Annotated in this window: 27 protein-coding genes, 17 tRNA genes, 2 pseudogenes and 1 riboswitch; of the genes and pseudogenes, 7 read left to right on the top strand and 39 right to left on the bottom strand. The window is 43.1% G+C overall.

What is annotated here, in order from left to right; all coding sequences use genetic code 11:
* Positions 1-7: 7 nt before the first annotated feature.
* The 4 genes from QMZ64_RS18395 to queG all read right to left on the bottom strand — a co-directional run bounded on the left by QMZ64_RS18395 (position 8) and on the right by queG (position 3366).
* Entirely contained in the window at positions 8-622 is a 615-nt protein-coding gene (locus QMZ64_RS18395; protein ID WP_265627512.1) for a YhbD family protein, read from the bottom strand.
* Positions 623-721: 99 nt separating this feature from the next.
* Positions 722-1195, bottom strand: coding sequence for a tRNA (uridine(34)/cytosine(34)/5-carboxymethylaminomethyluridine(34)-2'-O)-methyltransferase TrmL (gene trmL, locus QMZ64_RS18390; RefSeq protein WP_301441510.1), 474 nt, complete (start codon positions 1193-1195; stop codon positions 722-724).
* 47 nt (positions 1196-1242) lie between these two features.
* The gene (locus QMZ64_RS18385; RefSeq protein WP_059231799.1) at positions 1243-2151 is read right to left on the bottom strand and encodes an amidase domain-containing protein; all 909 of its coding nucleotides are present in this window, start codon (positions 2149-2151) and stop codon (positions 1243-1245) included.
* 63 nt (positions 2152-2214) lie between these two features.
* The gene (gene queG, locus QMZ64_RS18380) at positions 2215-3366 is read right to left on the bottom strand and encodes a tRNA epoxyqueuosine(34) reductase QueG (protein WP_243939242.1); all 1152 of its coding nucleotides are present in this window, start codon (positions 3364-3366) and stop codon (positions 2215-2217) included.
* Positions 3367-3446: 80 nt separating this feature from the next.
* Between queG and QMZ64_RS18375 the strand changes: the two genes are divergently transcribed.
* Entirely contained in the window at positions 3447-4076 is a 630-nt protein-coding gene (locus QMZ64_RS18375; protein WP_265627513.1) for a hypothetical protein, read from the top strand.
* 108 nt (positions 4077-4184) lie between these two features.
* Here the strand turns inward: QMZ64_RS18375 and QMZ64_RS18370 are convergent.
* The 7 genes from QMZ64_RS18370 to QMZ64_RS18340 form a co-directional block, all read right to left on the bottom strand.
* A tRNA-Gly gene (locus QMZ64_RS18370) sits at positions 4185-4258 on the bottom strand.
* Positions 4259-4401: 143 nt separating this feature from the next.
* Positions 4402-4671: a 30S ribosomal protein S14 gene (gene rpsN / locus QMZ64_RS18365; RefSeq protein WP_023856470.1), complete on the bottom strand. Its 270-nt coding sequence runs from the start codon at positions 4669-4671 to the stop codon at positions 4402-4404.
* 105 nt (positions 4672-4776) lie between these two features.
* On the bottom strand, positions 4777-5061 hold the full coding sequence (locus QMZ64_RS18360; RefSeq protein ID WP_065643533.1) for a hypothetical protein: 285 nt from the start codon (positions 5059-5061) through the stop codon (positions 4777-4779).
* A complete protein-coding gene (locus tag QMZ64_RS18355) occupies positions 5058-5966 on the bottom strand; it encodes a PqqD family protein (protein WP_265627514.1) in 909 nt (302 codons plus the stop codon). Before QMZ64_RS18355 ends, QMZ64_RS18360 begins: the two co-directional genes overlap by 4 nt.
* Positions 5956-7425, bottom strand: coding sequence for a hypothetical protein (locus QMZ64_RS18350; RefSeq protein ID WP_265627515.1), 1470 nt, complete (start codon positions 7423-7425; stop codon positions 5956-5958). The genes QMZ64_RS18355 and QMZ64_RS18350 overlap by 11 nt, the downstream gene beginning before the upstream one ends.
* The gene (locus QMZ64_RS18345) at positions 7391-8137 is read right to left on the bottom strand and encodes an ABC transporter ATP-binding protein (protein ID WP_301441509.1); all 747 of its coding nucleotides are present in this window, start codon (positions 8135-8137) and stop codon (positions 7391-7393) included. The genes QMZ64_RS18350 and QMZ64_RS18345 overlap by 35 nt, the downstream gene beginning before the upstream one ends.
* Positions 8138-8244: 107 nt before the next feature.
* Positions 8245-8457 carry a hypothetical protein gene (locus tag QMZ64_RS18340; RefSeq protein WP_020450662.1) on the bottom strand — a complete coding sequence of 71 codons (213 nt, stop codon included), beginning with the start codon at positions 8455-8457 and terminating at the stop codon, positions 8245-8247.
* 549 nt (positions 8458-9006) lie between these two features.
* On the opposite strand from QMZ64_RS18340, the gene QMZ64_RS18335 reads away from it, so the two are divergent.
* Positions 9007-9213 carry a helix-turn-helix transcriptional regulator gene (locus QMZ64_RS18335; RefSeq protein ID WP_020450660.1) on the top strand — a complete coding sequence of 69 codons (207 nt, stop codon included), beginning with the start codon at positions 9007-9009 and terminating at the stop codon, positions 9211-9213.
* A complete protein-coding gene (locus tag QMZ64_RS18330) occupies positions 9210-9668 on the top strand; it encodes a hypothetical protein (protein WP_176276198.1) in 459 nt (152 codons plus the stop codon). The genes QMZ64_RS18335 and QMZ64_RS18330 overlap by 4 nt, the downstream gene beginning before the upstream one ends.
* 29 nt (positions 9669-9697) lie before the next feature.
* Here the strand turns inward: QMZ64_RS18330 and ssuD are convergent, their stop codons facing one another.
* The 7 genes from ssuD to QMZ64_RS18295 all read right to left on the bottom strand — a co-directional run bounded on the left by ssuD (position 9698) and on the right by QMZ64_RS18295 (position 17254).
* Positions 9698-10828, bottom strand: a complete 1131-nt coding sequence (gene ssuD / locus QMZ64_RS18325) for an FMNH2-dependent alkanesulfonate monooxygenase (RefSeq protein ID WP_265627516.1) — start codon at positions 10826-10828, stop codon at positions 9698-9700.
* A 13-nt stretch (positions 10829-10841) separates the two neighbouring features.
* Positions 10842-11678 (bottom strand): ABC transporter permease, encoded by an 837-nt coding sequence (locus tag QMZ64_RS18320; RefSeq protein ID WP_265627517.1) that lies wholly within the window; start codon positions 11676-11678, stop codon positions 10842-10844.
* On the bottom strand, positions 11675-12643 hold the full coding sequence (locus QMZ64_RS18315; protein ID WP_483298506.1) for an aliphatic sulfonate ABC transporter substrate-binding protein: 969 nt from the start codon (positions 12641-12643) through the stop codon (positions 11675-11677). The genes QMZ64_RS18320 and QMZ64_RS18315 overlap by 4 nt, the downstream gene beginning before the upstream one ends.
* Before the next feature lie 41 nt (positions 12644-12684).
* Positions 12685-13452, bottom strand: a complete 768-nt coding sequence (locus QMZ64_RS18310) for an ABC transporter ATP-binding protein (protein ID WP_265627519.1) — start codon at positions 13450-13452, stop codon at positions 12685-12687.
* Between the two features lie 201 nt (positions 13453-13653).
* Positions 13654-15429 (bottom strand): phosphomethylpyrimidine synthase ThiC, encoded by a 1776-nt coding sequence (gene thiC, locus QMZ64_RS18305; protein ID WP_301441507.1) that lies wholly within the window; start codon positions 15427-15429, stop codon positions 13654-13656.
* Positions 15430-15577: 148 nt separating this feature from the next.
* Positions 15578-15686: riboswitch (TPP riboswitch) on the bottom strand.
* A gap of 106 nt (positions 15687-15792) precedes the next feature.
* Entirely contained in the window at positions 15793-16557 is a 765-nt protein-coding gene (gene aroD, locus QMZ64_RS18300) for a type I 3-dehydroquinate dehydratase (protein ID WP_301441506.1), read from the bottom strand.
* Positions 16558-16684: 127 nt separating this feature from the next.
* Positions 16685-17254, bottom strand: a complete 570-nt coding sequence (locus QMZ64_RS18295; RefSeq protein WP_020450652.1) for a TetR/AcrR family transcriptional regulator — start codon at positions 17252-17254, stop codon at positions 16685-16687.
* A gap of 109 nt (positions 17255-17363) precedes the next feature.
* Between QMZ64_RS18295 and QMZ64_RS18290 the strand changes: the two genes are divergently transcribed.
* Positions 17364-17879, top strand: coding sequence for an HXXEE domain-containing protein (locus QMZ64_RS18290; RefSeq protein ID WP_301441505.1), 516 nt, complete (start codon positions 17364-17366; stop codon positions 17877-17879).
* A 461-nt stretch (positions 17880-18340) separates the two neighbouring features.
* Here QMZ64_RS18290 and QMZ64_RS18285 read toward each other — a convergent pair whose 3' ends face one another.
* Both QMZ64_RS18285 and QMZ64_RS18280 read right to left on the bottom strand, forming a co-directional pair.
* Positions 18341-19954 carry a hypothetical protein gene (locus QMZ64_RS18285; RefSeq protein ID WP_265627521.1) on the bottom strand — a complete coding sequence of 538 codons (1614 nt, stop codon included), beginning with the start codon at positions 19952-19954 and terminating at the stop codon, positions 18341-18343.
* Positions 19954-20982, bottom strand: coding sequence for a hypothetical protein (locus tag QMZ64_RS18280; protein ID WP_265627522.1), 1029 nt, complete (start codon positions 20980-20982; stop codon positions 19954-19956). The genes QMZ64_RS18285 and QMZ64_RS18280 overlap by 1 nt, the downstream gene beginning before the upstream one ends.
* A 205-nt stretch (positions 20983-21187) precedes the next feature.
* Between QMZ64_RS18280 and QMZ64_RS18275 the strand changes: the two are divergent.
* Positions 21188-21972: pseudogene (locus QMZ64_RS18275) on the top strand (transposase); the annotation flags it as partial.
* Positions 21973-22215: 243 nt separating this feature from the next.
* Here the strand turns inward: QMZ64_RS18275 and QMZ64_RS18270 are convergent.
* From QMZ64_RS18270 to QMZ64_RS18255, 3 genes and pseudogenes are all read right to left on the bottom strand, one after another.
* On the bottom strand, positions 22216-22353 hold the full coding sequence (locus QMZ64_RS18270) for a hypothetical protein (RefSeq protein ID WP_265627523.1): 138 nt from the start codon (positions 22351-22353) through the stop codon (positions 22216-22218).
* A pseudogene (locus QMZ64_RS23190) lies at positions 22354-23449 on the bottom strand (response regulator aspartate phosphatase).
* 179 nt (positions 23450-23628) lie between these two features.
* Complete coding sequence (locus QMZ64_RS18255; protein WP_095289807.1) at positions 23629-23997, bottom strand: tyrosine-type recombinase/integrase; 369 nt, start codon at positions 23995-23997, stop codon at positions 23629-23631.
* Positions 23998-24020: 23 nt separating this feature from the next.
* On the opposite strand from QMZ64_RS18255, the gene QMZ64_RS18250 reads away from it, so the two are divergent.
* Complete coding sequence (locus QMZ64_RS18250; RefSeq protein ID WP_265627846.1) at positions 24021-24245, top strand: DNA/RNA non-specific endonuclease; 225 nt, start codon at positions 24021-24023, stop codon at positions 24243-24245.
* Positions 24246-24255: 10 nt separating this feature from the next.
* Entirely contained in the window at positions 24256-24717 is a 462-nt protein-coding gene (locus tag QMZ64_RS18245) for a DUF600 domain-containing protein (protein ID WP_265627526.1), read from the top strand.
* A 383-nt stretch (positions 24718-25100) separates the two neighbouring features.
* On the opposite strand, the gene QMZ64_RS18240 is transcribed toward QMZ64_RS18245, so the two are convergent.
* The 16 genes from QMZ64_RS18240 to QMZ64_RS18165 form a co-directional block, all read right to left on the bottom strand.
* A tRNA-Leu gene (locus QMZ64_RS18240) sits at positions 25101-25182 on the bottom strand.
* 14 nt (positions 25183-25196) lie between these two features.
* Positions 25197-25285 (bottom strand) — tRNA-Leu (locus tag QMZ64_RS18235).
* A 12-nt stretch (positions 25286-25297) separates the two neighbouring features.
* A tRNA-Cys gene (locus QMZ64_RS18230) sits at positions 25298-25368 on the bottom strand.
* Positions 25369-25382: 14 nt separating this feature from the next.
* Positions 25383-25457: transfer RNA gene (locus QMZ64_RS18225), tRNA-Gly, on the bottom strand.
* A gap of 53 nt (positions 25458-25510) precedes the next feature.
* Positions 25511-25582 (bottom strand) — tRNA-Gln (locus QMZ64_RS18220).
* Positions 25583-25590: 8 nt separating this feature from the next.
* Positions 25591-25663, bottom strand: a tRNA-His gene (locus tag QMZ64_RS18215).
* 20 nt (positions 25664-25683) lie between these two features.
* A tRNA-Trp gene (locus QMZ64_RS18210) sits at positions 25684-25757 on the bottom strand.
* Positions 25758-25764: 7 nt separating this feature from the next.
* Positions 25765-25849 (bottom strand) — tRNA-Tyr (locus QMZ64_RS18205).
* An 8-nt stretch (positions 25850-25857) separates the two neighbouring features.
* Positions 25858-25930, bottom strand: a tRNA-Thr gene (locus QMZ64_RS18200).
* A 3-nt stretch (positions 25931-25933) separates the two neighbouring features.
* A tRNA-Phe gene (locus tag QMZ64_RS18195) sits at positions 25934-26009 on the bottom strand.
* 11 nt (positions 26010-26020) lie between these two features.
* A tRNA-Asp gene (locus tag QMZ64_RS18190) sits at positions 26021-26097 on the bottom strand.
* 44 nt (positions 26098-26141) lie between these two features.
* Positions 26142-26218: transfer RNA gene (locus QMZ64_RS18185), tRNA-Met, on the bottom strand.
* 21 nt (positions 26219-26239) lie between these two features.
* Positions 26240-26315: transfer RNA gene (locus tag QMZ64_RS18180), tRNA-Val, on the bottom strand.
* 117 nt (positions 26316-26432) lie between these two features.
* A tRNA-Glu gene (locus QMZ64_RS18175) sits at positions 26433-26507 on the bottom strand.
* A 14-nt stretch (positions 26508-26521) separates the two neighbouring features.
* A tRNA-Ser gene (locus tag QMZ64_RS18170) sits at positions 26522-26613 on the bottom strand.
* 6 nt (positions 26614-26619) lie between these two features.
* Positions 26620-26694, bottom strand: a tRNA-Asn gene (locus QMZ64_RS18165).
* Position 26695 lies beyond the last annotated feature (1 nt).

Here is a 26695-nt window from a genome sequence, read left to right as displayed (position 1 = left end):
CCTCCATTTACATGAATTTTGTTTTCAATTCTTCGCTGCTCGCTGCCAGATTAATGTCAGCGGCGACCTTGACTCCTTTTTCCAACACGATGCTGCCCTCGGTGATCAGACATGTTGCAACGCCGAGCTTCCGAAGCACAATGAGCCTCCCTTTGTTCTCCGCCTCGTGCGACATGATGACATCCAGCACCATTTTTCCTTCATCCAGACTGATGTCGCCGGATTGGAGCAGGCCTTCCAGCACGTAAGCCGCGAGCGCTTCTGTCAGATGAAATGGATCATCGCGCTTTCCGGTGCATTCTTCAAAAAACGTCATGACCGATTGTGAAACGATGCCTTTTTCAAGCAGTTCCCCGCGGCTCGCGCTAAGTTCGGTCAGACCGGGCGAGAACATTTCCGCCATTTCATCAAGGGAAAGATTTTCTTTCATGCTTTGAATGGTTTCAATTCTTTTTAAAATGTCTTCCTTCGGAAAAAACGTTTCTTGTCCGGTGAACGTCGACTTCCGGATAAACCACTCTTCCGGTATTAAATTTTTCCGTTTCCATCTGTAGAGCTGCCCGTACGAGATCGAAGTCAAATCCAGCAGCTCTTTTTTTGAAATTAAATCATCCTGAACCATCTGTTTCAGCTCCTTTACACACATTGTAACATAACACTGTTACATTAGAAAGTAAAAAAAGAAGCCCCTGTTAAAAAGGGGCTCTTTCCCTGATGAAGCTTAAGTCAAATCTCTGTAATTCTGCTGGCGAAGCGCCTCATACACGAGGATTGCTGCAGTATTTGATAAGTTCAGTGATCTGACATGCTCTGTCATCGGCAGACGCAGACAGCGATCCATGTTTTGTTCGATCAGCTCTTTCGGCAAGCCGTTCGTCTCTCTGCCGAAGACAAAGAAGTAATCTTCGTTTTGATCTGAATAATCAAATGAAGTGTGCGGTTTTTGACCGAATTTTGTAATGAAGAAAAAACGGCCGTCAGGATGGGCATTAAACAATTTGTCCAATGAGTCGTGGTAGACGACATTGACGAATTCCCAATAATCAAGACCTGCCCGCTTGAGCATTTTATCGTCGGTTGAAAAGCCGAGCGGTCTGATTAAATGAAGCGTTGTATCTGTTGCTGCACAAGTCCGTGCGATATTTCCTGTGTTTGCAGGAATTTCTGGTTGATATAGTACGACATGCAATGCCAAAAGTATTCACCTCTGTTTTTCTGATCCGCTGTTTATTATACCACTCATTACGATTTTGTCGTATCATCTGATATATGAAAAAACGCATATCGAATCGATGAAGTATAAGCAGGCGAATCCTCATAAGACCAGTACCTCATCCGGCAGTCGTGCGTTTGCGCGTTCACCAGCGGCATATTGCTTTTATCCTTTGCCGTCACAAGAGCCACGTGGTCAAATCTTCCGTCACCGTTAAAATCATAGCAGATGACATCGCCTTCGATCAGCTCTTTCGCGGCCCGCTTTTGCACCGCTCGGAGGCCGGCTTTTGACTGCTTCAAAAAGGTTCTGAGCGAATGAGCGACAGTCCAGCTGTAACTCCAGGAATGGTTTTGCATCCACCAGCCTTTGCCTCTGTTCGGATAGCCGCGCATCGGCGCATCTCCAGCCCTTATGCACTGGGAAATAAAGTTTGTGCAATTGTCTTCAAAGTTTTTGTAAGCGGGATTTCGTTTATTCCAGTACGTTTCCGCATAGCGCACCGCGGCCAGCCGGTCATAGCGGAACGCCCTTCCCAGCAATTCGCGCATCTCATCATCGCCGCTTTCAGGCTCAGGATAAGACTGTGCGGCCGGACGCGGACGCGGGGTCTCGGAGTCTTTGATGACCATCTGATCGTACAAAAGGGCGTTTCTGTCTTCCATATGTTCTTCCATATACATATCATCCCCGTCTTTGCACAAGTATGCGGTATGGGTTTGATAGTTCACATGTGACGCGCCGTCTTCATCAAGCCAAAGCTCTTTTACAGCTGCTTTTATATTGGCCTTCACGATCTGCACGCCGCGCTTTTGAAAAAGCCTCCGCTTCCGTTCAATGACTTCAAAACCCCCGGCATCCCGCCAGTTTGTTTCATCATTGCCGTTGATTAAGTAATGAAGTCTGGCTTTCAGGAGCTGCTCGATGATCTGTTTCAAGGGCTACACCACCATATGTTTGTTAATTCATTTCTCATCATTAAACATATGTCAGGACAGCCCTCAATTAGTCGCACTCGTTTCTTTTAAAAGACCGATGCCTTTTTGGATTTCAGCTTTTGCTTCTTCATCCTGCTCGTGCGCGAGCGCGCGCTCCAATTCACCCATCACATCCGCTCCTCCGCCGATCTTTCCGACCGCCCATGCGGCGGTTCCCCTGATGACCGGCCGCGGATCTTTGTGCATCAGCTCAATCAATTCAGGGAGAGCGTCCGTTTCTTTAAAATGGGCAAGTGCGATAATCGCATTTCTCTGAATCGGCTTTTTGCCTCTCCATGAGCCGGCCACGTGGCCGAATTTTTCTTTGAATTCGCGATTCGACATTGTCAGAAGCGGTTTTAAAAGCGGCTTGGCAATCTCAGGGTCCGGCTCCATTTCAGGATGCAGGTGAAAATCGACCCCTTTATTTTTCGGGCATACCATCTGGCACGTATCACAGCCGTAGATCCTGTTCCCGATTTTCGTACGAAACTCGTCGGGCAGAAAACCTTTTGTCTGCGTCTGAAAAGCGATGCAGCGCTGGGAGTTGAGCTGCCCGGGGTTGACGAGCGCGCCGGTCGGGCATGCCTCGATACATTTGTTGCATGAGCCGCATTGATCTTCGATTCTCTCATCAGGCTCGAACGGAATATTCGTAATCATTTCCGCCAAGTAAACGTAAGATCCGAATTCAGGCGTAATGATCATGCAGTTCTTTCCGCTCCAGCCGATGCCCGCTCGCTCTGCGACAGCTCTGTCCGACAGCTCTCCGGTGTCAACCATCGATTTCGTTCTGATATCGCTGCGCTGCGCTTTCAAAAATTCTTCCAGCTGATCAAGCTTTTCCCGCAGGACATGATGATAATCCTTTCCCCAGGAAGCTCTGCAAAAGATGCCCCTCCGTTCGCCTTTCTTGCTTCTCGGCGCATCTTTCATTTTTGAAGGGTAAGCAAGAGCGATGGCGATGATCGATTTCGCCTTCGGCAAAAGCAGGTCCGGGTTCGTCCGCTTTTCAAGATCGGGTTCTTCAAAGCCTGATTCATAGCCGAGGGCCCGGTTCTCAATCAATCGTTCTTTTAATGTTTCAAATGTATCTGCACTGGCGAACCGGATTTTATCGATGCCGATTTCCTGTGCGAATTCGATGACATCCTGTTTCAGTTTTTTCACATCCATCGTGCAGAGCCTCCTTTCTTTGTTTTCGTTTTCGCTCTCTGTATAATAGAGTGTACCATGACACGGGAGATGAATTTAAATTGGAACTTCGTTTGCAAATCGCGCCTGCTATTTTAAACCGCATTCCTTCATTTAAGGTTGGCGCTGTGTTATATCAAAATATTGAGATCACCGGCTCCCCGCAAATGCTCAAAGGCCGGCTCCGCCTTTTTCAGGAATCGCTGTTTTTTGACTATGCCGATCGCAGTCCCGAAGATGAATCGGCCGTTAAAGAATGGCATGATGCCTTCCGTGAGCTGAACCCGTCTTATTCAGGACGGGAAAGCGGACTCGAACGGATGCTGAAAGATATCAAAGAACAACGCTTTGTTGAGCCGGAAAATTCAGCGATTGATCTGAGCCGTTTTTTCTCCCTCAAATATTTGATACCGGTTCATATATATGATGCCCGGAAATTAAACGGTCCGATCAAAATCGAACCCGGAAGTCCTGGCGAGATCATCACGTTCTCCGATGATGCTGGAGCATTCGGCACGATCACCGGAAACCTCAGCCTTCATCATGCAGGAACGGATACAAAAGATGCCTTGCAGCTCGTCTTTTTCAGGCCCTCATTATCTATAGAAGAATCCCGCCGCCTGCTCGAGTCTTTAACAAAAATGTTCGAACAAATTCACGGCGGCGAACATATCTCAACCGTCTTTCCTTAAAAACCTGTTCTTAAAGAGAGCAGGTTTTTTACGATGATTTCATACATGAAAAAACGCAATGCTTCGTTTAATCTAAGAAACGAAACACTGCGTTATAAACAGTATGTATGGAGCGGGTGATGGGAATCGAACCCACGACATCAGCTTGGAAGGCTGAGGTTTTACCACTAAACTACACCCGCATATGATCTCTAAAAACAACATCATCGTTTTGACTTTTATTATGTTACACGTTTATTAAAATTTCGTCAAGGGTATATTAAAAATTTGTCGAAAAAAAGCCGCCGATATGAACATCGGCAGCTTTTTTCCGGACATTGACAGATTACCAGCTGGATTTCTTCACACCTGGTACCTGGCCTTTATATGCTAACTCTCTGAACGCGATCCGCGACATTTTAAACTTTCTCATATATCCTCTCGGCCTTCCGGTCACTTCGCAGCGGTTATGCAGCCTTGATGGCGCCGAGTCGCGCGGAAGCTTGCTCAAAGCTCTGTAATCGCCTTTTTCTTTTAGTTCTTTTCTGAGTTCCGCATATTGTTCAACAAGCTTTTGGCGCTTTTTTTCTTTAGCAATTTTTGATTTCTTGGCCACTCTGAGTATCCTCCTTCTCAATAAAGCGTAATGATTACGATTTAAATTTATCACAACCCGTCTTCCGATGCAAATAAAAAAAGCCTGCTCAAGTAGCAAGCTCTTTTAAGATTCACCCTTTTTTTTCTGATAAATTGATGAAATCGCGGCCGTTATCATAAAAATGCCGATAAACAGCCCGATCATAATGAAGAAAAAGTTGGGCTTCACCTGGAATGAAAAAGCCGATTCGCTCTCCATGACAAACGACAAACTGTTAAACAGGATATCGTTGCTCGTTTGATTTGAAAAAAGATGATAAAACAAAAGCGCAGCCGCAAGCATCGGAAATGCGAGAAAGCTTGAGAAACTGGCAAAGATTAGCCCCTGCTTTAAAGAGTTTGTATTCATGATGATTTACCTCCAATTCCTCTGATCATCAGCTGTTTCATAATCGACTTTCCGTCACCCATAAACGGAAGCAGATACATCATATGCAGAGCATAAGTGGAAAAGAACAGAAGCATGCCGACCGAGACCGCGTTTTCCTGAAGAAAAAAGATCGTAAACAGCACGCCGGCTATTCCGAGCGCCCCTGGTATAAGCGGCCCCAACGCCGTAATCCAAATCGACTTTTTATCATACGGCGATATGACAGGCCTGATAAATTTGACGGACATCATATCAGCCGCTAAAAACCCTTGAGGCCCGTTTTTTCCGACAAATTTCCGGTGCGCGATGCCGTGCACCACTTCATGAAGCGCTGTGCCGGTGATCAACCCGAAATAGATGACGGAAAAATAAGCGGCAATGCTGATGATTGAACCGTCCGGAACGAAAATGTAAGCCGAAAGCGACAGCATCAAAAAGACGAGCCAGAAAACAATAATTTTCTTAGAAATCACATGAAGAAATTTCATGTACAAAAACAGAAATGAATCAGAATCGCTTGAGAACCTTTCCTTGTAGCGAATATGGTACTGGCCGAAAAACTGATAGAGAAAACCGAGGAACGACGGGCGTTTGCCGTACTTCCAATTGATTAAATAATTGCGGTTGAGCCCTGTCAGCAATTGGTGCAAATCCTTTAGCAACACCTCTTCACTGACGCGAAAGACGCCGGCAAGATCCCCGGCTATCTCCAGTTCGTCTTTTTTTCCGTCGACTTCTTTCAGCATTTGATAGGCTGTCGGATTGATGGGAAAATCCGCATCAAGATCGCGATCTGAAATATGCTTCCGATCCAGCTTCACATGCTCTGGAAAATAGGGGATTTTTTTGATTCCGACCAGTGCTTTCAACATCCTAATGATCATAATGGTACCTCCATTTAAACCCTCCGTATAACAGCAGGATCAGCAGTAATTCGAGACACGGTATGAAAAACAGCAGCGCTTCGCCCGTGACTTTATCGACCGCATAATTCACGATGAAAAACAACGGGATCATAAAGATGAGGAGCATTCCGAAAGAGAAGATCCCCATATAAGGGTTGTTGCGGTCAAGCGGAAAAATAATGCCCGCTAAATAGAACATCGCAATCGCGTTTAACAGCACGGCAATCGTCTTGACAAAGACCGCAAAGCTCTCCGGAAAAGTCCACGTCAACACGGAAAACAAGCAGAGTTGAATGAGACCAAGCGCACACAGCCCGAGATACTTTGACCACAAAACCGTTGTGATTTTCAAGTGCATCGCCTTGTACACCTGCATCATCCGCAGATCATTCCCATATGAATTGAAGGCGATGATGCCTGTCAAGCCTCCAAGCACCAAATAGCTCTCCCCGGTAAATCCGAACTGAAATTTGTATTTTAAAAAACATAGAGCCAAAAGTAAAAAAATGAAGTTTAAAATATTTTCTTCATTTCTGGCCTGTGATTTTATTTCTTTTACCGCCAAAGACAGCGGTTTTGACGACGGGATTTTAATAAATGAAAACAGTTTGGATGATTTTTTTTCAGTGAGGATCGGCACAACATTCAGCGACATAAACGAAGCAGTTACTGCGGCTGCCAAGATCAGCACCACCAGTATGATTCCGGCGCCTGCCGACTGACCGTTCAGCACGAGAAACAGCGGCGCTGCAAAATACGTCAGATTATAATCAAAGGTTGAATAAGCGTTCTGAATCTTCCCCATATCAAAAGAGGTGAATCCGTAAATAACAGCTAATACGACAAGAACAAACATTGAAAAAAATTTTTGCAGCGGAAAACCGAATTTCAAGATCACCATATACACCAGGTTATAAACAAGGTTGAGAAGCGAAAAGAAAAAAATGATCTGCACAAAAAGCAGGGCAAAAAACGTAAAAGCAAACCAAAAGCCTACACCGCTGGCGACAAAATTCGGAATCAGCAGAATAGACATGATAAACAGGACAAGGAATGAAACCGCACCGGCAAACGGAATAAAATATCCGAGACTCCTCTCGAAAGCCGTCAGCGGGAACCAGCTCAACTGCATGGAGAAGCTGTTCTGTTCAGGCGTCCTTACTTTAAATAAAATGAAGAAAACAAACGTAAAAATCGAGACGTTCATAAACATTGAAATCACGAACAACCCGAGTGAGCGAATTTCTCCATTCAGAAAAGCGCTTAAAAACATTCCCGTAAAGCTGTAGCCAATGATGCTCCCCATCGCAACCGCCAAAATTAAAAAAAGGGCGGCGATCATTTTTTTGGTGCCGGTATTTAAGAGCTTGCCCATTTCCTTCTGCCACATTTTCAGCATCATTTTAGAAATTTCGAATGATTTGATCAAAATGCGCACCCCTATCACTCAGCATCGAAGCTTTCAAGAATACTTCTTCAAGCGAATTACTGTTGTATTTAGCCTTTAATTCTTTGACTTCTCCTTCATCCATTTTGACGCCTTTGGAAATAATCGCAATTTTATCGCACAATTCTTCCGCAGAAAGCATGTCATGAGTCGCAAGCAGTATCGACCCTTGTGTGGCCGCATAGCGCTTCATCAGCTTTTTCGTATTGATGACCGCTTCTATATCGAGCCCGCGAAACGGCTCATCCATAATGACAAATTCGCTCTCCAGCATAAAAGCAGCGATCAGCTGCGTCTTTTTTTTCATTCCGTGTGAGTACGTTTCAATCGGCTCCTGCAAAGCCTCTTTCATATCGAAAAGCTCAATTAATTGTCTCCGCTTTTCATTTGATGTACAATTATACATAGAAGAAACAAAATCCAAATATTCGGCAGCTGAAAGGGCATCAGGCAAAAGCAGTTCATCGGGAACATACGCCAGCTTTTGCTTGAATTCCGCCGTCGTGTTCGGCAGGTCATCCAAAAGAATGGTTCCTTCGCCAGGCGTAATGATTCCTAAAATGGAATTAATGATCGACGTCTTTCCTGAACCGTTCGGACCCGCTATCGCGACAATCTGATTTTTTTCAATCTTTATTTGAAACCCGCTAACGGCAGTCACATTGTTTTTATATGTTTTAGATAGGTTATCTATAATAAACATAATGCCTCCAGGGTATGATTAATGTCAGGAAGAGCTTAACCGTCCCCCACAGACGGTTAAGCCTCATCAAATATGTCTCTTGTTGTGAACAGATACTTTAAGTATGGCTATTTCCTACATTCAATGTTGACTTTCAAACCGCTGACCCATTGGACGGATCCTGTGAAGCTGCCGTTTCCGTTAACTACACACCATACAGCGGCGCCAAGAACAACAGTTGCGCCAAGTGCCAAAAGCACTGCAACAAACACCAAGAACCAAGCCTGATCTTCGATCGACGGATTGACAGAATAGTCAACCTGAGGTGCTGCGTATGTCATTTTTCCCCCTCCTTTCTATCAAGTAACCAAAGAGTAACATATCCAAAATCATACTGAAATCTATGAAATTTCCTATTTCATAAACACTACGTTCCAACTATTTATTTAAGGATCTCGCGGTTTTTCAATCTAATGGCCCACGCTTTTCGGCTTGGCAGAGAAGATGAAAGCCCCGTTTCCACTTTATGATGTCTTTATAATCTTTTTGTCTTATTTCTCCTCCTTCTTTCTCTCTCATTTTTTCTTTTTATAAATCTCGTGTCTTTCAAGGATGTTAAGAAAAAAGAACCAGCTAATAAGACCCTCATTCTCCTGAAATCCGAACCCCAAAATACCCTCAAAGTCCCTTTTTTCAAAAAGTGAGATAATTCTATTTTCTCTATTCCATTTCTGTTAATTTTATGTATAAATTTAAATGTTACAGTTAATAACCTGCCGATCCTAGATCAAAAGATGTTGATTACATTGTAAAATCAAGTTAACATTATGTCAAACCCATTTAACAATATGTCAAATATACTATATAAACGAAGAATTGCAGGTGGTAGGATGAACAACAGGGTTAGAGAATTGAGAGCAAGGTACGGGTATTCACAGGAAGCCCTTGCAAACGCGATCGGAGTTACAAGGCAGACAGTTGCGGCCATTGAAAAAGGCAATTACATCCCGTCGCTTCTTTTGGCTTTGAAAATTTGCGAGGAATTTCAATTAAAAATGGAAGACGTATTTTGGTTAGAGGGAGGCAAACACGAATGAATATGATCACACGGACTTTCTTTCACATCCTTCTGTTCGGACTCGCATGCTGGACGTTTATAACCTTTTTTCACACATCGGAACAAATCGCCAAAAGCTTGAAAACAAACGCTTCAGAGCTCCATTTTGTTTTTAATCTGATTCCCATCCTTCTCTTTGGGCTCGTCCTTTCGATTTACACATACTTGGAGAAAAAAAGCGGTTCACGCAAGCAGCGCTTTATGCTCGTCCCTGACGAATTTAAAGAACAGGATGAAAGAGAACAGATGATTACCGCAAAAGCATGCAGGACATCTTATATCGTGCTGTATGTGGCGATGCCAGTCGCAGCGCTCCTATTGATCTTTTATCCGTTTTTCCAAGTCAGGCTCCCGTATTTTCCGATCATCGTCATCTTTGTGCTGATCATTATTCAGCATCTTTCGTATATGTTTTCATTTTATAAAAACAGATAAAAAACTCCAAAATGTCTGGAGTTTTTTATTTAAATCGTTCTTTCCTTTTGCCTCGTCGGAAAATGGTCATTTCCGATGACTTCGCCTGACGCTTTTCTTTGAAGTTTCGGGCGAAACGGAAGGAGCGGAAAGACCTTTTCGGCAAAATGGTACGCTTCTTCAAGATGAGGATAACCTGAGAAGATAAAGGATTCGATGCCGAGGTCAGCATATTCTTTTATCCGGCTGGCCACTGTTTCCGGATCACCGACGAGCGCTGTCCCCGCTCCGCCCCTGACCAGTCCGATGCCCGCCCAAAGATTCGGGCTGATCTCAAGATCGGTTCTGTTTCCCTGATGAAGCTGGACCATCCTCTTTTGCCCTGATGAATCCGTCCGTTTCATCGCGTTTTGGGCTGCGGCAATCGTTTCATCATCCAAGTGGCTGATCAGTCTATTTGCCGCTTGCCACGCCTCTTGTTCTGTCTCTCTGACGATCACGTGCAGTCTGATTCCAAACCGGACGGTTCTCCCTTCTTTTTCAGCCTGTCTTTTGACAGATTGGATTTTTTCTTTGACGAGATGGGGCGGCTCTCCCCATGTTAAATAGACATCTGCGTGTTTGGCGGCGGTCTCCTGCCCGGCCTTTGACGAGCCCCCAAAATAGATCGGCGGATGAGGGTGTTGGGCGGGCGGAAAGAGTAAGCGGCCGTTTTCGGTCTTCAAGTGTTTCCCCGAATAGCTGACAGTCTCGCCTTTTAAAAGCGACCGCCAGATGTCGAGAAACTCATTTGTCGCTTCATACCGTTCATCATGGCTGATAAACAGGCCGTCGCCGGCTAATTCATACGGATCACCGCCGGCGACCACATTGATGAGGAGCCTGCCCTCTGCAAGCCGGTCGAATGTCGAAGCCATCCGCGCCGCAACCGACGGCTGCATCAAACCCGGTCTTACAGCGACTAAAAACTTCAGATTTTTCGTGACTGACGCCAGAGCGGCGGCGGTAATCCACGGATCTTCGCACGATCTTCCCGTCGGAAGAAGAATCCCTGTATACCCCAGCCTGTCAGCCGCCTGCGCTACCTGCTGAAAATAGGTGTGATCTGCAGCTCTTCCTCCCGTGTTTGTACCGAGATAACGTCCGTCGCCATGAGTAGGAATAAACCATAAAATGTCCAAAAAGATCTCCCCTTTACTTTTGGTTTCCTTGATAGCTGTTTCTCCAGCCAAGGCACTTTTTTTCCAGAATTCTGACGAATGAATCCGTCAGCTTGCCGACGGCTGCGAAAATCAAAATCCCGACAAACACCTTATCGGTTTGTGAAAACTGTCTGGCATCCATAATCATATAGCCGACTCCGGCGCTTGATCCCATCAGCTCGGCAACAACAAGGCCCAGCCACGAAACACCGAGCGACAGGCGGATGCCTAAGAGGATGCTTGGGAGCGATGCGGGAAGAATCAGCTTTGTCACCTGCTTCAGCCAATGGAACTCCAATACTCTCGCCACATCGAACAGTTTCGAATCGACGCCCCTGATCCCTGAAAATGTGTTGATATATACCGGGAAGAAGGCGCCGAGCGCGATCAAGAGCACCTTTGACAGCTCATCGAAACCGAACCATAAAATAAACAGCGGTGTGACGGCGAGATGCGGAACGGTTCTCAGCATTTGCAGAGAGGGATCGAGATAATCCTCGGCGATTTTTGAAAACCCGATCACTAGCCCCAGCAGGAGCCCGAGTCCGGCCCCCAGGCAAAAGCCGAGTGCGGCGCGCTGAATGCTGATGCCTAAATGAGTAAAAAGCTCTCCTGATACGGTAAGATCCCGACATGTAATCAATATATCTAAAGGAGCTGGAAGCACGGTTTTTGATATGAGCTCAAATGACCCGACAAGCTGCCATAATAAAATCAATATCACAGGTAATACAATTCCCTTCCCCCATGCCAGCCGAAAAGCGGCCGGTCTCAGTTTTGCGCCTGCTTTCGGCTGGATCGAGGGGGTGCTTGATGAAACAGCCCTCATTTGTCATCTCCTCCTTTCAGCGCTTTTTTAATAAATGAATTGTCAACCACTTCTTTTACATCAATCTCTTTGTTAATCGCTTTTAATTTGAATTGAAAATCGGCAGTCTCCTGCTGCGTTTCAATAATGCGGTCTGTGATCGGCTCATTTAACGGTTCGGTGTTATTCAGCACGTTTTCAACGACCTTTTTGTCGAGATTTTTAATTTTCGCATACGCTTCAACCGCTTCTTTCTTATGGTTTTTATGCCATTTCACGGCCTTGTTATACACCTTCAGAAAACGGATCACCTCATCAGGATACTTCTCGGCAAATTCGCTTCGTACAAGCGTAAAACCAGGGGAATACTTGTCGATTTGTTCCCCGTCAACCAATATTGCCGCGTCACTTTTGATCGTTTTAAGGGACAAAAACGGCTCCCAAATCGACCATGCATCAATCGCGCCGCTGTCAAATGCCGGTATGGCTTCGTCAGGCTGAAGCTGAATGATGTTGACGTCTGTTGGCTCCAGACCTGCTTTATCGATCACTTTATACAGAAAATCGAACCCGCTGCTGCCTTTTGCCACCGCCACCTTCTTTCCTTTCAAATCTTTTATGTCATCGATGCCGCTCCCTTTCTTCACAAGAATGCCGTTCGCCTTTAAACCGTCTTGCGAAAGACCGATTTCTTTAAAATCAATGCCGGCCGCCTGCCCTGCGATCACCGGTGAATTTCCGACTTGGGAAAAATCAAGCTTACCTGCGGCAAGACCTTCAAACTGCGGCGGACCGCTTTGAAACTCTGTCCATTTCACTTGAATCCCTTCTTTTGCGAATTCTTTTTCAAACCAGCCTTTTTCTTTCGCAAGGAGCAACGGGCTTAAGCTTTGCTGCACTCCGATGTTGATCTCTTTTAAATCTCCGCCCCCTCCGCTTGATTGGGCTGCTGAACAGCCCGCAAGAAGCATCAGGCAGCCCAGCATATACAACGGCCATTTTTTCACGTTTTTCCGCTCCTTTCTGCTCAAATCCCTGAACCTTCCTGAAAGCTGAATGTTTCCGTTGTCTCGAATTCTTTCAGCACTTTTTGTCTGATTGATTGAAAAACGGGCGATGTTCTGCTGCGCGGAAATGGCAGATCGACCGGAATCAGCTTATGGATTCTCCCCGGCTTTGCGGTAAGAATCGCGACCCGCTCAGCTAAATACACCGACTCGTCAATATCGTGCGTCACGAGGATCATCGTCATCTTCTTTTCTCGCCAAATGTCTGTCAGTACATCCTGCAGATGCTTTCTCGTAAAGGCGTCCAAGGCGCCGAAGGGTTCATCAAGCAGCAAAATTTCAGGCTCCCTGAGCAAAGCCCTGGCAATCGCGACCCGCTGCGACATACCTCCGGACAGCTCGCGCGGATACTGTTTCTCCGCGCCTTTCAGCCGCACCGTTTCAATCAATTCATCGACTTTTTTTCGCACCGCTGGTTCTTTCAGGCTTAAATCTGCGGCGATATTTTGCTCAACCGTCAGCCATGGAAAAAGCCGATGCTCTTGAAAGATGAAGCCTTGCTGAATCCCCGGGCCCTTGATTTCTCTTCCGTTCATGCTGATTAGCCCTTCATAATCCCCGTCAAGACCGGCAGCGATTTTTAAGAGCGTGCTTTTCCCGCACCCGCTTGGACCGATGACAGTCAGAAATTCGCCGTTTTCGACCGTCAGTTTCACGTCTTGAAGCACGCTTGTTTTAAGGCTGCCGTTTCCAAATGCTTTTTCATTTACACGAATTGATAAAGACATCTTGTTCCCCTTTCTTTTCTAAACTGAAAATAAAAAACTCTTATCCCAATTGAGATAAGAGCCTTCGGTTGACCGATCAGCGCTGATGGAATTTTCCGAAATATTAAACAACATACTAATTCATATTATTCCGACCTGTCAACCCCATATTATAAAAAAACAGATGAAAGGTTCCCCTTTCATCTGCAGTATTGCCCGTTTTTAACTGTAAATGCTGCCGCCTGCTTTTTTAAATTCCTTCGCCTTCTCTTCCAATCCTTTTTGAATAGCCTTTTCTTCATCAAGGTCGTTTTCCTTGGCATAGTCGCGAATATCCTGGGAAATTCTCATACTGCAAAATTTAGGCCCGCACATTGAACAAAAGTGTGCCGTTTTGGCGCCTTCCGCCGGAAGGGTTTCATCATGGTATTCAAGCGCTCTTTCCGGATCGAGCGACAAATTGAACTGGTCCCGCCAGCGGAATTCAAAGCGCGCCTTGGAAAGCGCGTCATCGCGGATTTGCGCGCCGGGGTGCCCTTTGGCAAGGTCAGCCGCATGGGCCGCGATTTTGTATGTTATGACGCCTTCGCGGACATCGTCTTTGTTCGGCAGTCCCAAATGCTCCTTCGGCGTCACATAGCAAAGCATGGCCGTGCCGTACCAGCCGATCATCGCCGCTCCGATTGCCGATGTAATATGATCGTAGCCCGGTGCAATATCGGTCGTCAGCGGGCCGAGCGTGTAAAACGGCGCCTCTTTGCAAATTTCCATCTGCTTGTCGACATTCTCTTTAATTTTATGCATCGGCACGTGTCCCGGTCCTTCGATCATCACTTGAACATCATGCTTCCAGGCGATTTCCGTCAGCTCGCCGAGCGTCTCCAATTCGGCAAATTGGGCCTCATCATTCGCATCCGCAATCGAGCCGGGCCGAAGGCCGTCCCCGAGCGAAAATGCGATATCGTATGTTTTCATAATCTCGCAAATCTCTTCAAAATGCGTGTACAGAAAGCTTTCCTCATGATGAGCCAAACACCATTGCGCCATAATTGCCCCGCCGCGGGATACGATTCCAGTGACGCGCTTTGCCGTCAGCGGCACATACCGAAGAAGGACGCCGGCATGAATCGTAAAATAATCAACGCCTTGCTCAGCCTGCTCGATTAATGTATCGCGGTAAATCTCCCAAGTGAGATCTTCCGCGACGCCGTTTACTTTTTCAAGCGCCTGATAAATCGGCACGGTTCCTACAGGAACTGGACAATTGCGGATGATCCACTCCCTCGTTGTATGAATATCTTTACCTGTGGACAAGTCCATCATCGTATCGGCGCCCCAGCGAATGGCCCATGTCATTTTTTCCACTTCTTCTTCAATCGAAGAGGTGACAGCGGAATTGCCGATGTTGGCATTGATTTTGACGTGGAAGTTTCGGCCGATAATCATCGGTTCGCTTTCCGGATGGTTGATGTTTGACGGAATAATCGCCCGTCCGCTTGCTACTTCATCACGAACAAATTCAGGAGATACGTGCTCTCGGATCGCGATAAATTCCATCTCGGGCGTAATGATCCCCTTTCTTGCGTAATGCAGCTGCGTGACATTTTGACCTTTTTTCGCGCGCAGCGGTTTTCGTTTCAATCCTGGATAGCTGTGGCTCGCTTTCTCTTTGCTTTTATAGCCGTTATCCTCCGGTCTGATTTCTCTGCCTTCATATTCTTCGGTATCGCCGCGCTCCCTGATCCAGGTCGCCCGCAAAGGTTTCAGCCCTTTAAGAATATCAACCTCCGCATTCGCGTCCGTATAAGGACCGCTTGTGTCGTAAACGCGGACAGGCTGATTTTCTTCGGCGCCAAACGAACCCGTCGTCGGACTTAGCGAAATTTCTCTCATCGGCACTTGAATGTCAGGCCGCGCCCCTTCGACATACACTTTGCGGCTCCCTGAAAAACTTGACATGATCGAGATGTTTTTTTGCTGTACTGACTCCTGTTTCATGTAAAAACCCTTCCCCTCTAAAAAATTGATCAGGACGAAACTCCGGAACAGCACCAGCACAAAAAAACCAGGCTCATATGATGAACCTGGTTTTACAGTCAGTAAAATCACTGGAAGACAGACGGACCATACCCATTCCCCATCTTCTCCCGAATCCTTTTTACTTCCCCACGCTGGTACGAACCAGATCAGGTCCAAAGGGTTAAGAAACACGTGTTTCTCTCTCAGCCCGCATTCGGGCACCCCTAGTAAAGCTATTCAATTCATTTTTTATCGTAACACACCGATTTGGCAAGTGAAAAGGATGGAAAAATATATGAATCTTTTTAACTATAAAAGGGACCTTAGCGGCGCACCCAATGATTATAAATTGCGACGAAGCACATCGAGTATATGTTTCAAATCCGCCGCCTCAATTTGGCCAGGTGCGGATGCTTTTTTAGCTGCGCCGAACGTCACGGCCGAGCCAAATACCTCTCCGGCGAGCCGGCTGATCAAGCCTTTTCCGGCCATCGACATCGTGATAATCGGCCGCTTCGCATACCGCTCATGCATCATATGAGTCGCCTCAAGCAACACCAGCACATCTCCCGGTGTTTCAGGCATCACCGCGATCTTAGGGAAATCGGCGCCAAGATCCTGGGCTTTTCGGAGACGGGAAACGATCTCTTCCGCTCTCGGCGTCTTCCCGAAATCGTGGTTGGATATAATGACAAAGACATGTTGCATATGAGCCGCTTGAACCAGTTTTTCCACATAATGCTCTTCATTGAACAGCTCGACATCAATCACATCTGCCAGCCCTGTTTTGACTACGGCATGATTCAAGGCAAAGTAAAATTCCTTACCGACTTCTTTTTCGCCGCCTTCCTCCGCGCTGCGAAATGTAAATATCAACGGGATATCCTTTAAGATCTCCCGGATGTCAGCCAATACCTCTTTCACTTTGTCAACGTCTTCGACATCTTCAAAAAAATCCGCCCGCCATTCGGCAAGATCCGGATTAATGGATAGAAGAAAAGCAGCTTCTTCTTTCAATTGTTCATGCGTTTTTCCGATGAGCGGCACGCAAATTTTCGGGGCTCCTTCTCCGATGGCCACCCCTCGTATCTTCACCGTATTCACCAACGGCCTCACTCCTGTTCTCTATATTACAAGGGTCTTTGCATTAACGGTACCGAAGATTGACCGTAAGCACAAGCAGAAATTAAGAAAGAACGCTAAACGCTTCAAGCACTCATATACCAACATGAGATCACCTTTCGAAAGCTTGCTTGTTTAAAAATGAATCTACTATTCCTTGCAGAATATGACTCATTTCTTCAGGAGTTTCCTTCCGGCCTCTCTCAAACCATTTTGAAAGGATGTTCCAAAAGCCCCCTGCGCTGAATGAAAGCCCGTACTCCAAGTCGATTTTGCTTTTAAAATGAAAGGTTTCTTCTTTAAATTTTTTATGAAGATCCGGTAGAAGTTCATTATATTTCTCAACAATCAAATAAAACAAATGGTTCTGATAAAGGGCTTGTAAAAAATCGGCATGTCGGCTCCAAAAGTTGAAGTATGCATGTCCAAGACTGGATAAGTCAATATGTTTTTCCTGAACAATGTAATTGGAATACTCACTGCAAAGCTGCTCAAAATAGCGGTCTAATATATCTTTTTTTGAATGGAAATGCCGATAAAATGTTCTTCTGTCAAGCTGCGCTTTTTCCGCTATTTCTGTAATGGTAATGTCTGAAAAGCTTTTTTCCTTCATAAGCTCCAACAATGATAGCGTCAGCCAGCTTTTAGATTGCTGAGCTGTTTTTGAGGGCATTTGCTTCATATTCTCGCTCCTGTCGCACTTTTTATGGCAATGTAGCACTTTTCGTTGCCTTATTGACTTTGTTCTCTATGAAATGTCACAATTGTGGCACATAAGAGGGGGAATGTAAATGGAAAACATGCAATTTATCGCTTGGATGCTGCCGATCTTATTTATACTGCATGATTTTGAAGAGATGGTGATGGTCGAGGCATGGGGCAAAAGATATCGAAACGAACTGAAACAACTGAAAAAAGCTCCATTCGGACATGCCAAAACCGCTTCTTTTGTTTGCGCTGTGCTCGAAGAATTTATTCTAGCTGTTGGTGTAACTGTCATCAGTATTTATTTTAATCAATATATCGTCTGGTTTGGTTTCTTTTTTGCTTTTACTGTTCATTTCCTTTTTCACATCGTCCTGTGGTTGAAATTTAAACATTATGTACCCGGCATATTAACATCGATCTTTATGCTGCCATTTTGTTGCTATCTGCTAACCGCTGCCGCAGAGATAGAAAAATTCAGTTTTCCTGCAATGATCTTATCAGCCATAACCGGAACACTTATCGTCTTTTTTAACCTTAAGTTTCTGCATAAAAAAATGGGAAGGATTCAAGAAAGGCTGGAAGCATATGGCCGCCCATGAAAAGCAGGCACTTGCGGAAACTTCCGGCTTGTTTAAAGAGTCCTGTTTCTTTTAACAGCACCTTTGACTAAAAGTTTCTTTCTCAGTGATAAGCTGACTTCTTAACGGCTGTTCTACCTTCGCGTACTCCAATATATTTCGGAGTTCCCGATAGGCTGAAGGCCTAAAAGGACTTCCTTCTCAGCCCCTTCAGGCAAATATTAAAGACCGCCTACCTGGATATCGTCGTTCCCGTGACGGGTCCCAAGGTGCTGAAGGCCCGGTCAAAGCGCCGCGGCGCTGTCTCGAGCGGACCGGCAGGAAGCCGTGCAATCAGCCATCCTGTCACGAGAAGTTAGATGGACATTTTGAATATAGATTCACAGGACAATTAGTCGACAAACAACTCGAAACAGTAAAAGTGGGACAATTTTTAATAGAACTGGATACTGATTGTAATTTTATTCACATGAATTAACGATTTAGATATGTACAGAAAAATTCAAAAGAAGTTTTTTAAACTCGTTAACATACCTAGATTGAAGAATTTTACTTGGAGAATGATTAGAATAATTAATATGATTAATAAAATCAAACCCTTTTTCATCATATTTTCTAATTTCTTCACTCTTTAATGTAGTTGTAAATATTACTTGAGCATTCAACTTGTGAAATAAATCTAAAATAATTTTTTCTTTTTCAGTCGATAAATCTTCTGCTCGGAATGAATCGACAACAATTGGATAACCATGATTTAATGTTTTGGCTAGAGAATAAACTTTTACTAAATGATAGATAGTTTGTTCACTACCAGAATAAACTTCTGTTTTTTTAGTGAAAATGCTATCGAACTCTAAATTACCCGAAGAATCTATTAATTTATAATTTTCATTCATGCTACTTAGAATAGCATTTAATAGGTTATGTTGTTGCTCCTTAACAACTTCTTTGCTATTTGAAGCTTCTTTCATTTGATTTTCTAATTGTTTTATATTATCTTCGATGGAATTTAATTTGTTTTCAGCATCTGAAACACTATACACATCATCTTTATATGCAACCAAAGATTCCAAAGAGATTTCTTCAACAGATAATAATTCTTTAAGTTTAGCTTGTTCACTATTAATTAATAAAGTTATACGCTCAACTTCTTCGTCATAACCATTAATTTTATTGTTAATTGATTCTATTATTTGTTTTCTTATTTCCGGAGTTGATACATCAAAAGAATACATTTGCTGAGGAGAAGCTTTATAGCCAATATGATTGGACCCACAGTCTAAACAAACTAACTCACCTGATTCTAAATTTCTATTTAAAGAATTTAACTCTTTAATTGTTATTTCACATTTTAATTTTCTATTTATATTTTTATTACGATCTTTATTTAATTCCGTTAATTTATCTTTAACTTTTTCAATTTTTCCAAGATGATTTTTAAAATTAAGCCTGTCATTAACGCTGCTTAAATATGAAATAGGCTTCTTCTGGGATTTCAAAATTTTTGATTGTTGAAGTATAAGTTTTTTCTCATCTTTTAAATTCGCAATGTTCTGTTTTATGTTGTTAGTGCTATCAAAATCCACAATACTATTCTTTATTCCAGCTATAGAATAAAGCATATTTTTAAAATCCTCTTTATTATACAATCCTTTATTAGCAATATTAGAAGTATCTTTTTTATCTTGCCCTACAAAAAAAACTTGCAAGTAAAGTTCAGGGTCAACTATTCGTGTGAAATTATTTTTTGTTATTATAGGCAAAGGGAATATATTTTTATGCCAATATCGCTTCAATTCCGATACATTTTCAAATAGCAACAATGACTCATTAAATTGAACAAAAAATAGATCTTTGTTTCTACAGATTTTATAAATAATATTATTATAAAAAAATTCAACAACATAATAATACTTAGTGTAATTGAAGGTTGAAGGGAATACAGGATTATTACCAAGTGCGTACATCATTCCCTGAATCAAAATAGTCTTCCCTCGATTGTTATCATCACTAGAAATAATATTCATTTTCTCAGAAAATCTATCTTCAATAAATGCTTCTTGCTCATTGCCAATAGCAACTTTTTTAATTAACATTATTCAATACCATCCTTAATTAAAGAAATAAAATACTTTAATGAAATCACATCAAAATCGTAACATTGTTCCACTATGTCGTGATCTAATTTATCATAAAGCACATTTACATTGTCCACAGGATTCTGAATTATTATTGTATAAGTGTTTTCAAATAGTCTCCAAAAAGTATTAGCATTATTTTTATTAAATAATGCTCTAGATAATGCTAATTGGCTTTCTAAAATCACATCTTTTTTCCTTTCATCTGGGACACTATTTAAAATAAGATAGAATGGCAAAGGAGGTCCTTTCTCAAAAGGATCTCTGTTAATAATTCGTGAAATTGTTAATAATCTAATCTCGCCAGCAGTTAAATGCCTAGAATAACTTAATGCTTCATGTGTAGTTTCAATTGTGATATTTTCCACGACGCCGGAATTTTTTTTACTTGCTTGTTTATCTCTAATCTCATTAAAAATAGCGTTTAACACTTCTTCATCAGGAATTAACTTTGTATGGGTTTTTATAATGGATTTCACATATTCATGGGGCTTTTTATCATCAACAACAAATTGAACTTTACTCAAAAATTCATCTAGCTCTTTATCGGTAATGTTCGTATTGTCTATGTAACTTTTATCATTACACTCTTCTAACAACCCCTGTTTCATCTTTTTAAGTGCTGTCGGATGAATGTTTTGAATATCAAAAATATTTTTAGTTTGATCAATTCTTACAGTAGGTGAAGTTCCACCTAAAAATAATACAAAGCAATTGAAATTAAAGTCACTTCTATAATTTTTAAATAGAGTAACTAGTTCTTTCCCTATTGCTTTAGGGGAAGAATTTTTTGCACCTTTCGATTGTATATCCCACATTTTTTTGCCCGTTCTATTTATTCCTGTTAAATCATTAAAAAAATCCACAACATAATAATAGACATCCGGACTATCTGCTCTAAAATTCATTAAATATAAAAGCGCCTTTGTTTCATATTCAGCACCAGATGGTCTAAGTTTCTCAGAAGACTTGATCGTATAAGGCATAGATAAAATCCCCTCATAAGTATAATAATTCTATTATAATACTTATATCGACACGTTTATAGGTCTCTTTGAAAGTAAAAAAAGAACCCTTATATATCGAGGGTTCTCAGGCTGTCGAGAAAATCTCGACAGCCTTTTTTTCTTAAATTATCCATTTTTTCATTTTATAATAAAGAAAAGGATTGAAAAGGACGGTGTCATTCTAATGTTCTACACAAGGAATTCTTCACAAAACGAAGCCGAATTTGTACTGCTTGACCAACTTGTTGAAGAGGATCACCTGCTCCATAAAATTGACAAGTACATAGATTTCTCATTTATCATTAAAAAAGTAAAGCCTTACTACAGTGAAAATAATGGTCGCCCCTCACTCGATCCATTGATTTTATTCAAAATGATGTTTATCGGATACCTGTACGGTATCCGTTCAGAAAGGCAGCTCGAGAAAGAGATTTACTACAATATGGCCTACAGATGGTTTTTAGGATTAAATATCAACGATCCAGTTCCTCATCATTCAACCATCAGTTGGAATAGACGCACCCGGTTTAAAGATACAACCATTTTTCAAGACATTTTTGATGAGATTGTTCTTCAGGCCATCAATCACGATATGGTAGGAGGACGTGTCCTTTTCACCGATTCAACCCATCTCAAAGCCAATGCCAACAAGCATAAATATACGAGGAAAACGATTGAACAGGATACACAAAACTATATAAAGGACTTGGATGAAGCCGTTCAGGAAGATCGGGAAGCACACGGAAAAAAGTCCTTAAAAGCCAAAGAGGAGGTGAAAGCTGAAAAAAACATTCGGCAAAGCACCACTGATCCAGAAAGCGGCTATCTTTACCGTGAAAATAAACCTGAAGGTTTTTTCTAGATCACCGAACAACGGATATGAAATACAATATCATCACCGATGCCTACGTAACGCCTGGTAATGTTCATGATTCTGCACCTTATCTTGACAGATTAAATTACCAAATCGCACAATTGATACCGGTGGTCGGGGTCGAACCGACACTCCCGAAGGAACACGATTTTGAGTCGTGCGATTCTATCGGAAAGCCCTAGCCCGCGGTATATTCGATATAATAAGCCATTACGGTCTAGCATAGCGTTAAATTCGTATTTTGATATAACTATAGCGCAGCATTCAAGTTACCAAGGCGGCTGAAATCATAAAAAAGACGGCTGTAATAGCCGTCCTCTTACTGTTGTATTTTTGTTTTATGAGCCCGCTCCTCTTGAGGCAAGTAATGTTACTGAGTCTGCTGTTTGGATATTTTCTGCGAGGAAGTCTGCTGCGCTGGTTAAAACGAGTCCAAGCGATGTAGTAAGGAAAGCAGTTACAATAAGTTTTTTCATTTAAAGAACCTCCTTTCCTGTTAGTTTACTTGATTTTATTGCTTTTTCCAAGAAGTATGTGGAATATTTGTAATTATTTAATGAGCTGTAGACGTTGGCCACATCCTCAGCAAGCGCCTCAATGTCTACGTAAGCCTCCCTCTCCTCGAGCATTTCGATAAACTCTTTTACTTGCGGTACACCCTCGAGGGGAGCGCTATAGCATATATTTAAAATCGAGAATTTGAGCGAAAAGTTGATATTATTCGTTTTCTGAGCAAACTCAAAACCAAGATGAACCCACTTAAGCGCCTTATCAACCTCACCTATCTTATAAGTCGACCTAGCTGACTCGTATATGCACTGCATGTACATAATAGGCGCATTTTTTTCGATGTCATCCGTTTTAAATGAGAGGTCGAAATACTCGAGTGCTTTTTCGTGCTTGTCCTCTTGAATTTTTAAAAAGCCGAGATCATAGTAGACAGCCGCCAGCAGATGATTATCGCCCATCTTGATCAGTCTTTCTGCGCAACTATTAAGCATATTTTCAGCTCTTGTTAAACGTCCGTCGTCTATATAATTGAGTGCGAGCAGGCACCGTACAGTTTATCGACTGTGTCTTATATTCTTCATAAGCCCTATAGATGCTCTTCGCGATTGAAAGATGATGAAAAGAAAGTAGAGTTGTTTTCGTAAAATAATAGAGATTTCCAAGCTTATAATGAAACTCGGCCTTTTCGATTTCATCTTCGACATTATCGAGCTGCCGCTCGGCAACTCTAAAACAATTAAGCGCTTTAGAGTAGTTGCTCCTCGCACTTTCATACATTCCTTTAAAGAGAAAGTGATAGTATCTTAACAAACCGTCTGTCTTCGCCTTATCCTCAGCAATAGGCGGAAGCTGCGGCTCCCCCGCGACGTCTTCCATTAATACTCTGAACCTGTAATCAAGTAGATTAAAGTAAAGAAAAACGTCCTGATCTTCTTCCATTACGTTTAAAAGGCCTTTTATTCTGTCCCTAAGTTCTACGGCATTTGAGACATCTCTCTTTTTTATGTGAACATACCACTGATTGATGAGATTGGCTACGTTCACAGAGGCTACTGTTTTCATTGTCAAACCTCCCACACTTTACTGCCTCTATCGCTATGAGAACATTTTACAGAAAGTTACCAATCTTTGCAAAGGAATTTGTATAAATAATTTACTTTTCGTCCTATAAATGGCTAATAAAAAGTAAGGGCATGCTAATTAACTGTGCGAATACCGCCCGATAGAAGTTACGGCCAAACTTATCCGCCCTCTTCTCGAATGTTTCTTATTTCAATGACAGGCTTTCTATCGAGAGTAATAAACAGCGCGTCTGTCTCAACATACCCTCGGATAGAAATGTACTTTTTAAGTTGCTTCATCATTGCGGATGTAATCGGAACAATTCTTTCTTGATTCCCTTTTGCATTTCTTTCGTGTATGACTGATTCTTCGATTTTTACATCTTTTAAATTTATGCTTACGAACTCATTCGTCCGAATACCCGTCTCCAATAGAAGCAACATCATCGTATAGTCTCGAATACCTGTGAATGTTCTAAGATTTGGCTGGCTTAAAAGTTGCTTCCGCCTGAACGTAGCGATGATCTGCTTCCGGTCTTTAAGGGTCATGCCGGACACTTAGCTGCCGATAGATTTGGTGCTCTCCTGAATTAGACAATCTCGTTTCGCAGTCCAGTAACGTTAACCAGAGTAAATACAAGAGATTAGAAAACAAATGGGCTAAAGCGATATCTGAAAAGAAAAAAGTAGCCGTTAATGTTAAAATTAATTATGATGGGAACAATCCTAGACCAAAGAGTTTTGACATAAAATACAGTATAGATGGTAACTTGAAGAAAGTAACTTTAGAGAACTAGGAGTGGTTATATGACTAAAACATTTGAAGATTATTTATCTGAATTACAAACAGATATGGTCGCCATTTGTCTTGAGTATGTCGAAAATCAGGCTGATGCCATTTATATTTATTGCTCATATGAACCTGAAATGTATTCCTTTGATGTATTTTATAAAATAAATGGTAAGTTGGTTTACAAGCACAAACTTAACGACGCGGTAAAAGAGAATGAAAAATACGATACATCGGAAAATCGTCAAGAGGCTGTTTTAGATATCGGGTTAAAAAATTTAAAGGAAATCCATAAGGTATGTACTGAATTTGGTCAGGAGATGCCTACAGAAATAAAGTTAATTTACAAGGTTAAACAAAACAGTTTGAAAGGCAATTACAGATATGATTTAGTTTATTCAAATGATGATGAACTGTTACCCGATGATATTTTTGACTCATGGTTTGAAGAAATGAAGAAGTTTGATGTAGAAAAGTAAGCTGTTTAGTATAGAATTAAATTATAAGCAGCAATCAATACCGATACTTGGAATAAAATTTAATTTATAGACGCCGATTTTGCGTCTTTTTTGGGATTGTAAAATAAACTGTGTGAGTAAAAGAGCGGACACAACTTTTACTTACACAGTTTATTTCAGGAGAATAAGATAGCATTATATGCTCCTCTGTCATCAACGAGGGGTCGCCAGATACATTTTTTGCTCCTGTAAGAGTTACTGCACCTTATTAAGCTCATTTCGATAATATCTCACGGTATGTTTTCACAGGTTCCGGAGCTCGCAGTTCTTAAGAGAAAATTCTTACGGCCTCGTTCCAAGATAAGGAACGCTCTTTCATCGTTTGGCAATACGATGATTAGTGATACCGGTGGTCGGGGTCGAACCGACACTCCCGAAGGAACACGATTTTGAGTCGTGCGCGTCTGCCAATTCCGCCACACCGGCATGTGTGTGATCAATGGTGCCGAGGGCCGGACTTGAACCGGCACGGTAGTCACCTACCGCAGGATTTTAAGTCCTGTGTGTCTGCCAATTCCACCACCCCGGCACGAGGCAAATAAGGCGACACCCGGATTCGAACCGGGGATAAAGGTTTTGCAGACCTCTGCCTTACCACTTGGCTATGCCGCCATCATTTTAAGAATTGGAGCGGAAGACGGGATTCGAACCCGCGACCCCCACCTTGGCAAGGTGGTGTTCTACCACTGAACTACTTCCGCATTTTAACTAATATTCATCTTATCATATGCAGGATGATAAAGAAAGATGAAAACTGGGCTAGCTGGATTCGAACCAGCGCATGACGGAGTCAAAGTCCGTTGCCTTACCGCTTGGCTATAGCCCAATATGAAGGGCGATTGATGGGAATCGAACCCACGAGTGCCAGAGCCACAATCTGGTGCGTTAACCACTTCGCCACAACCGCCATAAATTGTGAATTAAAATTGGCAGGGGCAGTAGGAATCGAACCCACACCGGAGGTTTTGGAGACCTCTGTTCTACCGTTAAACTATGCCCCTAAAAACATGGTGGAGGGGGACGGATTCGAACCGCCGAACCCTGAGGGAGCGGATTTACAGTCCGCCGCGTTTAGCCACTTCGCTACCCCTCCACAAACAGTGCCGGCCAGAGGACTTGAACCCCCAACCTACTGATTACAAGTCAGTTGCTCTACCAATTGAGCTAGACCGGCAAATGGTGGCTCGGGACGGAATCGAACCGCCGACACACGGATTTTCAGTCCGTTGCTCTACCAACTGAGCTACCGAGCCTTTATTTAAAATGGCGGTCCGGACGGGACTCGAACCCGCGACCTCCTGCGTGACAGGCAGGCATTCTAACCAACTGAACTACCGGACCATTTTAGTTGCACCCTTCGGGTATTTTTCATTTAATGAGTAATTTGGTTGCGGGGGCAGGATTTGAACCTGCGACCTTCGGGTTATGAGCCCGACGAGCTACCGAACTGCTCCACCCCGCGATAATATGATTTTCATAGAAATGGTGGAGGATGACGGGATCGAACCGCCGACCCTCTGCTTGTAAGGCAGATGCTCTCCCAGCTGAGCTAATCCTCCGCAGTACAGGACGTACAAGTGCATGCATTGCAACAGGATGTTGCGATCTTAGCATGCCTTTCTTCAAAAAGCTCTGGCATTCGCCTTCTGCTTTTTAACGTGCTGTCCAAAAAAGAATGGTGACCCGTACGGGATTCGAACCCGTGTTACCGCCGTGAAAGGGCGGTGTCTTAACCACTTGACCAACGGGCCAGATGTATTTAAAGTGGCGGAGAGCAAGGGATTCGAACCCTTGAGACGGCGTTGGCCGCCTACACGATTTCCAATCGTGCTCCTTCGACCACTCGGACAGCTCTCCAATAAATGGCTCCGCAGGCAGGATTCGAACCTGCGACCGATCGGTTAACAGCCGATAGCTCTACCACTGAGCTACTGCGGAA

Source organism: Bacillus sp. LB7, from assembly GCF_030449715.1.
GTDB classification, from domain to species: domain Bacteria; phylum Bacillota; class Bacilli; order Bacillales; family Bacillaceae; genus Bacillus; species Bacillus paralicheniformis.
The sequence above is the reverse complement of the archived record's forward strand: the minus strand, read 5'-3'. Positions and strand labels throughout refer to the sequence as shown.

What these genes read in the sequence shown, in the direction of transcription:
- QMZ64_RS18395 (WP_265627512.1), bottom strand. Translation starts at nt 622, where the DNA reads ATGGTTCAGGATGATTTAATTTCAAAAAAAGAGCTGCTGGATTTGACT.
- queG (WP_243939242.1), bottom strand. Translation starts at nt 3,366, where the DNA reads ATGGATGTGAAAAAACTGAAACAGGATGTCATCGAATTCGCACAGGAA.
- QMZ64_RS18360 (WP_065643533.1), bottom strand. Translation starts at nt 5,061, where the DNA reads ATGAATACAAACTCTTTAAAGCAGGGGCTAATCTTTGCCAGTTTCTCA.
- QMZ64_RS18355 (WP_265627514.1), bottom strand. Translation starts at nt 5,966, where the DNA reads ATGATCATTAGGATGTTGAAAGCACTGGTCGGAATCAAAAAAATCCCC.
- QMZ64_RS18345 (WP_301441509.1), bottom strand. Translation starts at nt 8,137, where the DNA reads ATGTTTATTATAGATAACCTATCTAAAACATATAAAAACAATGTGACT.
- QMZ64_RS18340 (WP_020450662.1), bottom strand. Translation starts at nt 8,457, where the DNA reads ATGACATACGCAGCACCTCAGGTTGACTATTCTGTCAATCCGTCGATC.
- QMZ64_RS18335 (WP_020450660.1), top strand. Translation starts at nt 9,007, where the DNA reads ATGAACAACAGGGTTAGAGAATTGAGAGCAAGGTACGGGTATTCACAG.
- QMZ64_RS18330 (WP_176276198.1), top strand. Translation starts at nt 9,210, where the DNA reads ATGAATATGATCACACGGACTTTCTTTCACATCCTTCTGTTCGGACTC.
- QMZ64_RS18320 (WP_265627517.1), bottom strand. Translation starts at nt 11,678, where the DNA reads ATGAGGGCTGTTTCATCAAGCACCCCCTCGATCCAGCCGAAAGCAGGC.
- QMZ64_RS18315 (WP_483298506.1), bottom strand. Translation starts at nt 12,643, where the DNA reads ATGCTGGGCTGCCTGATGCTTCTTGCGGGCTGTTCAGCAGCCCAATCA.
- QMZ64_RS18310 (WP_265627519.1), bottom strand. Translation starts at nt 13,452, where the DNA reads ATGTCTTTATCAATTCGTGTAAATGAAAAAGCATTTGGAAACGGCAGC.
- thiC (WP_301441507.1), bottom strand. Translation starts at nt 15,429, where the DNA reads ATGAAACAGGAGTCAGTACAGCAAAAAAACATCTCGATCATGTCAAGT.
- QMZ64_RS18295 (WP_020450652.1), bottom strand. Translation starts at nt 17,254, where the DNA reads ATGAAGCAAATGCCCTCAAAAACAGCTCAGCAATCTAAAAGCTGGCTG.
- QMZ64_RS18290 (WP_301441505.1), top strand. Translation starts at nt 17,364, where the DNA reads ATGGAAAACATGCAATTTATCGCTTGGATGCTGCCGATCTTATTTATA.
- QMZ64_RS18285 (WP_265627521.1), bottom strand. Translation starts at nt 19,954, where the DNA reads ATGTTAATTAAAAAAGTTGCTATTGGCAATGAGCAAGAAGCATTTATT.
- QMZ64_RS18280 (WP_265627522.1), bottom strand. Translation starts at nt 20,982, where the DNA reads ATGCCTTATACGATCAAGTCTTCTGAGAAACTTAGACCATCTGGTGCT.
- QMZ64_RS18270 (WP_265627523.1), bottom strand. Translation starts at nt 22,353, where the DNA reads ATGAAAAAACTTATTGTAACTGCTTTCCTTACTACATCGCTTGGACTC.
- QMZ64_RS18255 (WP_095289807.1), bottom strand. Translation starts at nt 23,997, where the DNA reads ATGACCCTTAAAGACCGGAAGCAGATCATCGCTACGTTCAGGCGGAAG.
- QMZ64_RS18245 (WP_265627526.1), top strand. Translation starts at nt 24,256, where the DNA reads ATGACTAAAACATTTGAAGATTATTTATCTGAATTACAAACAGATATG.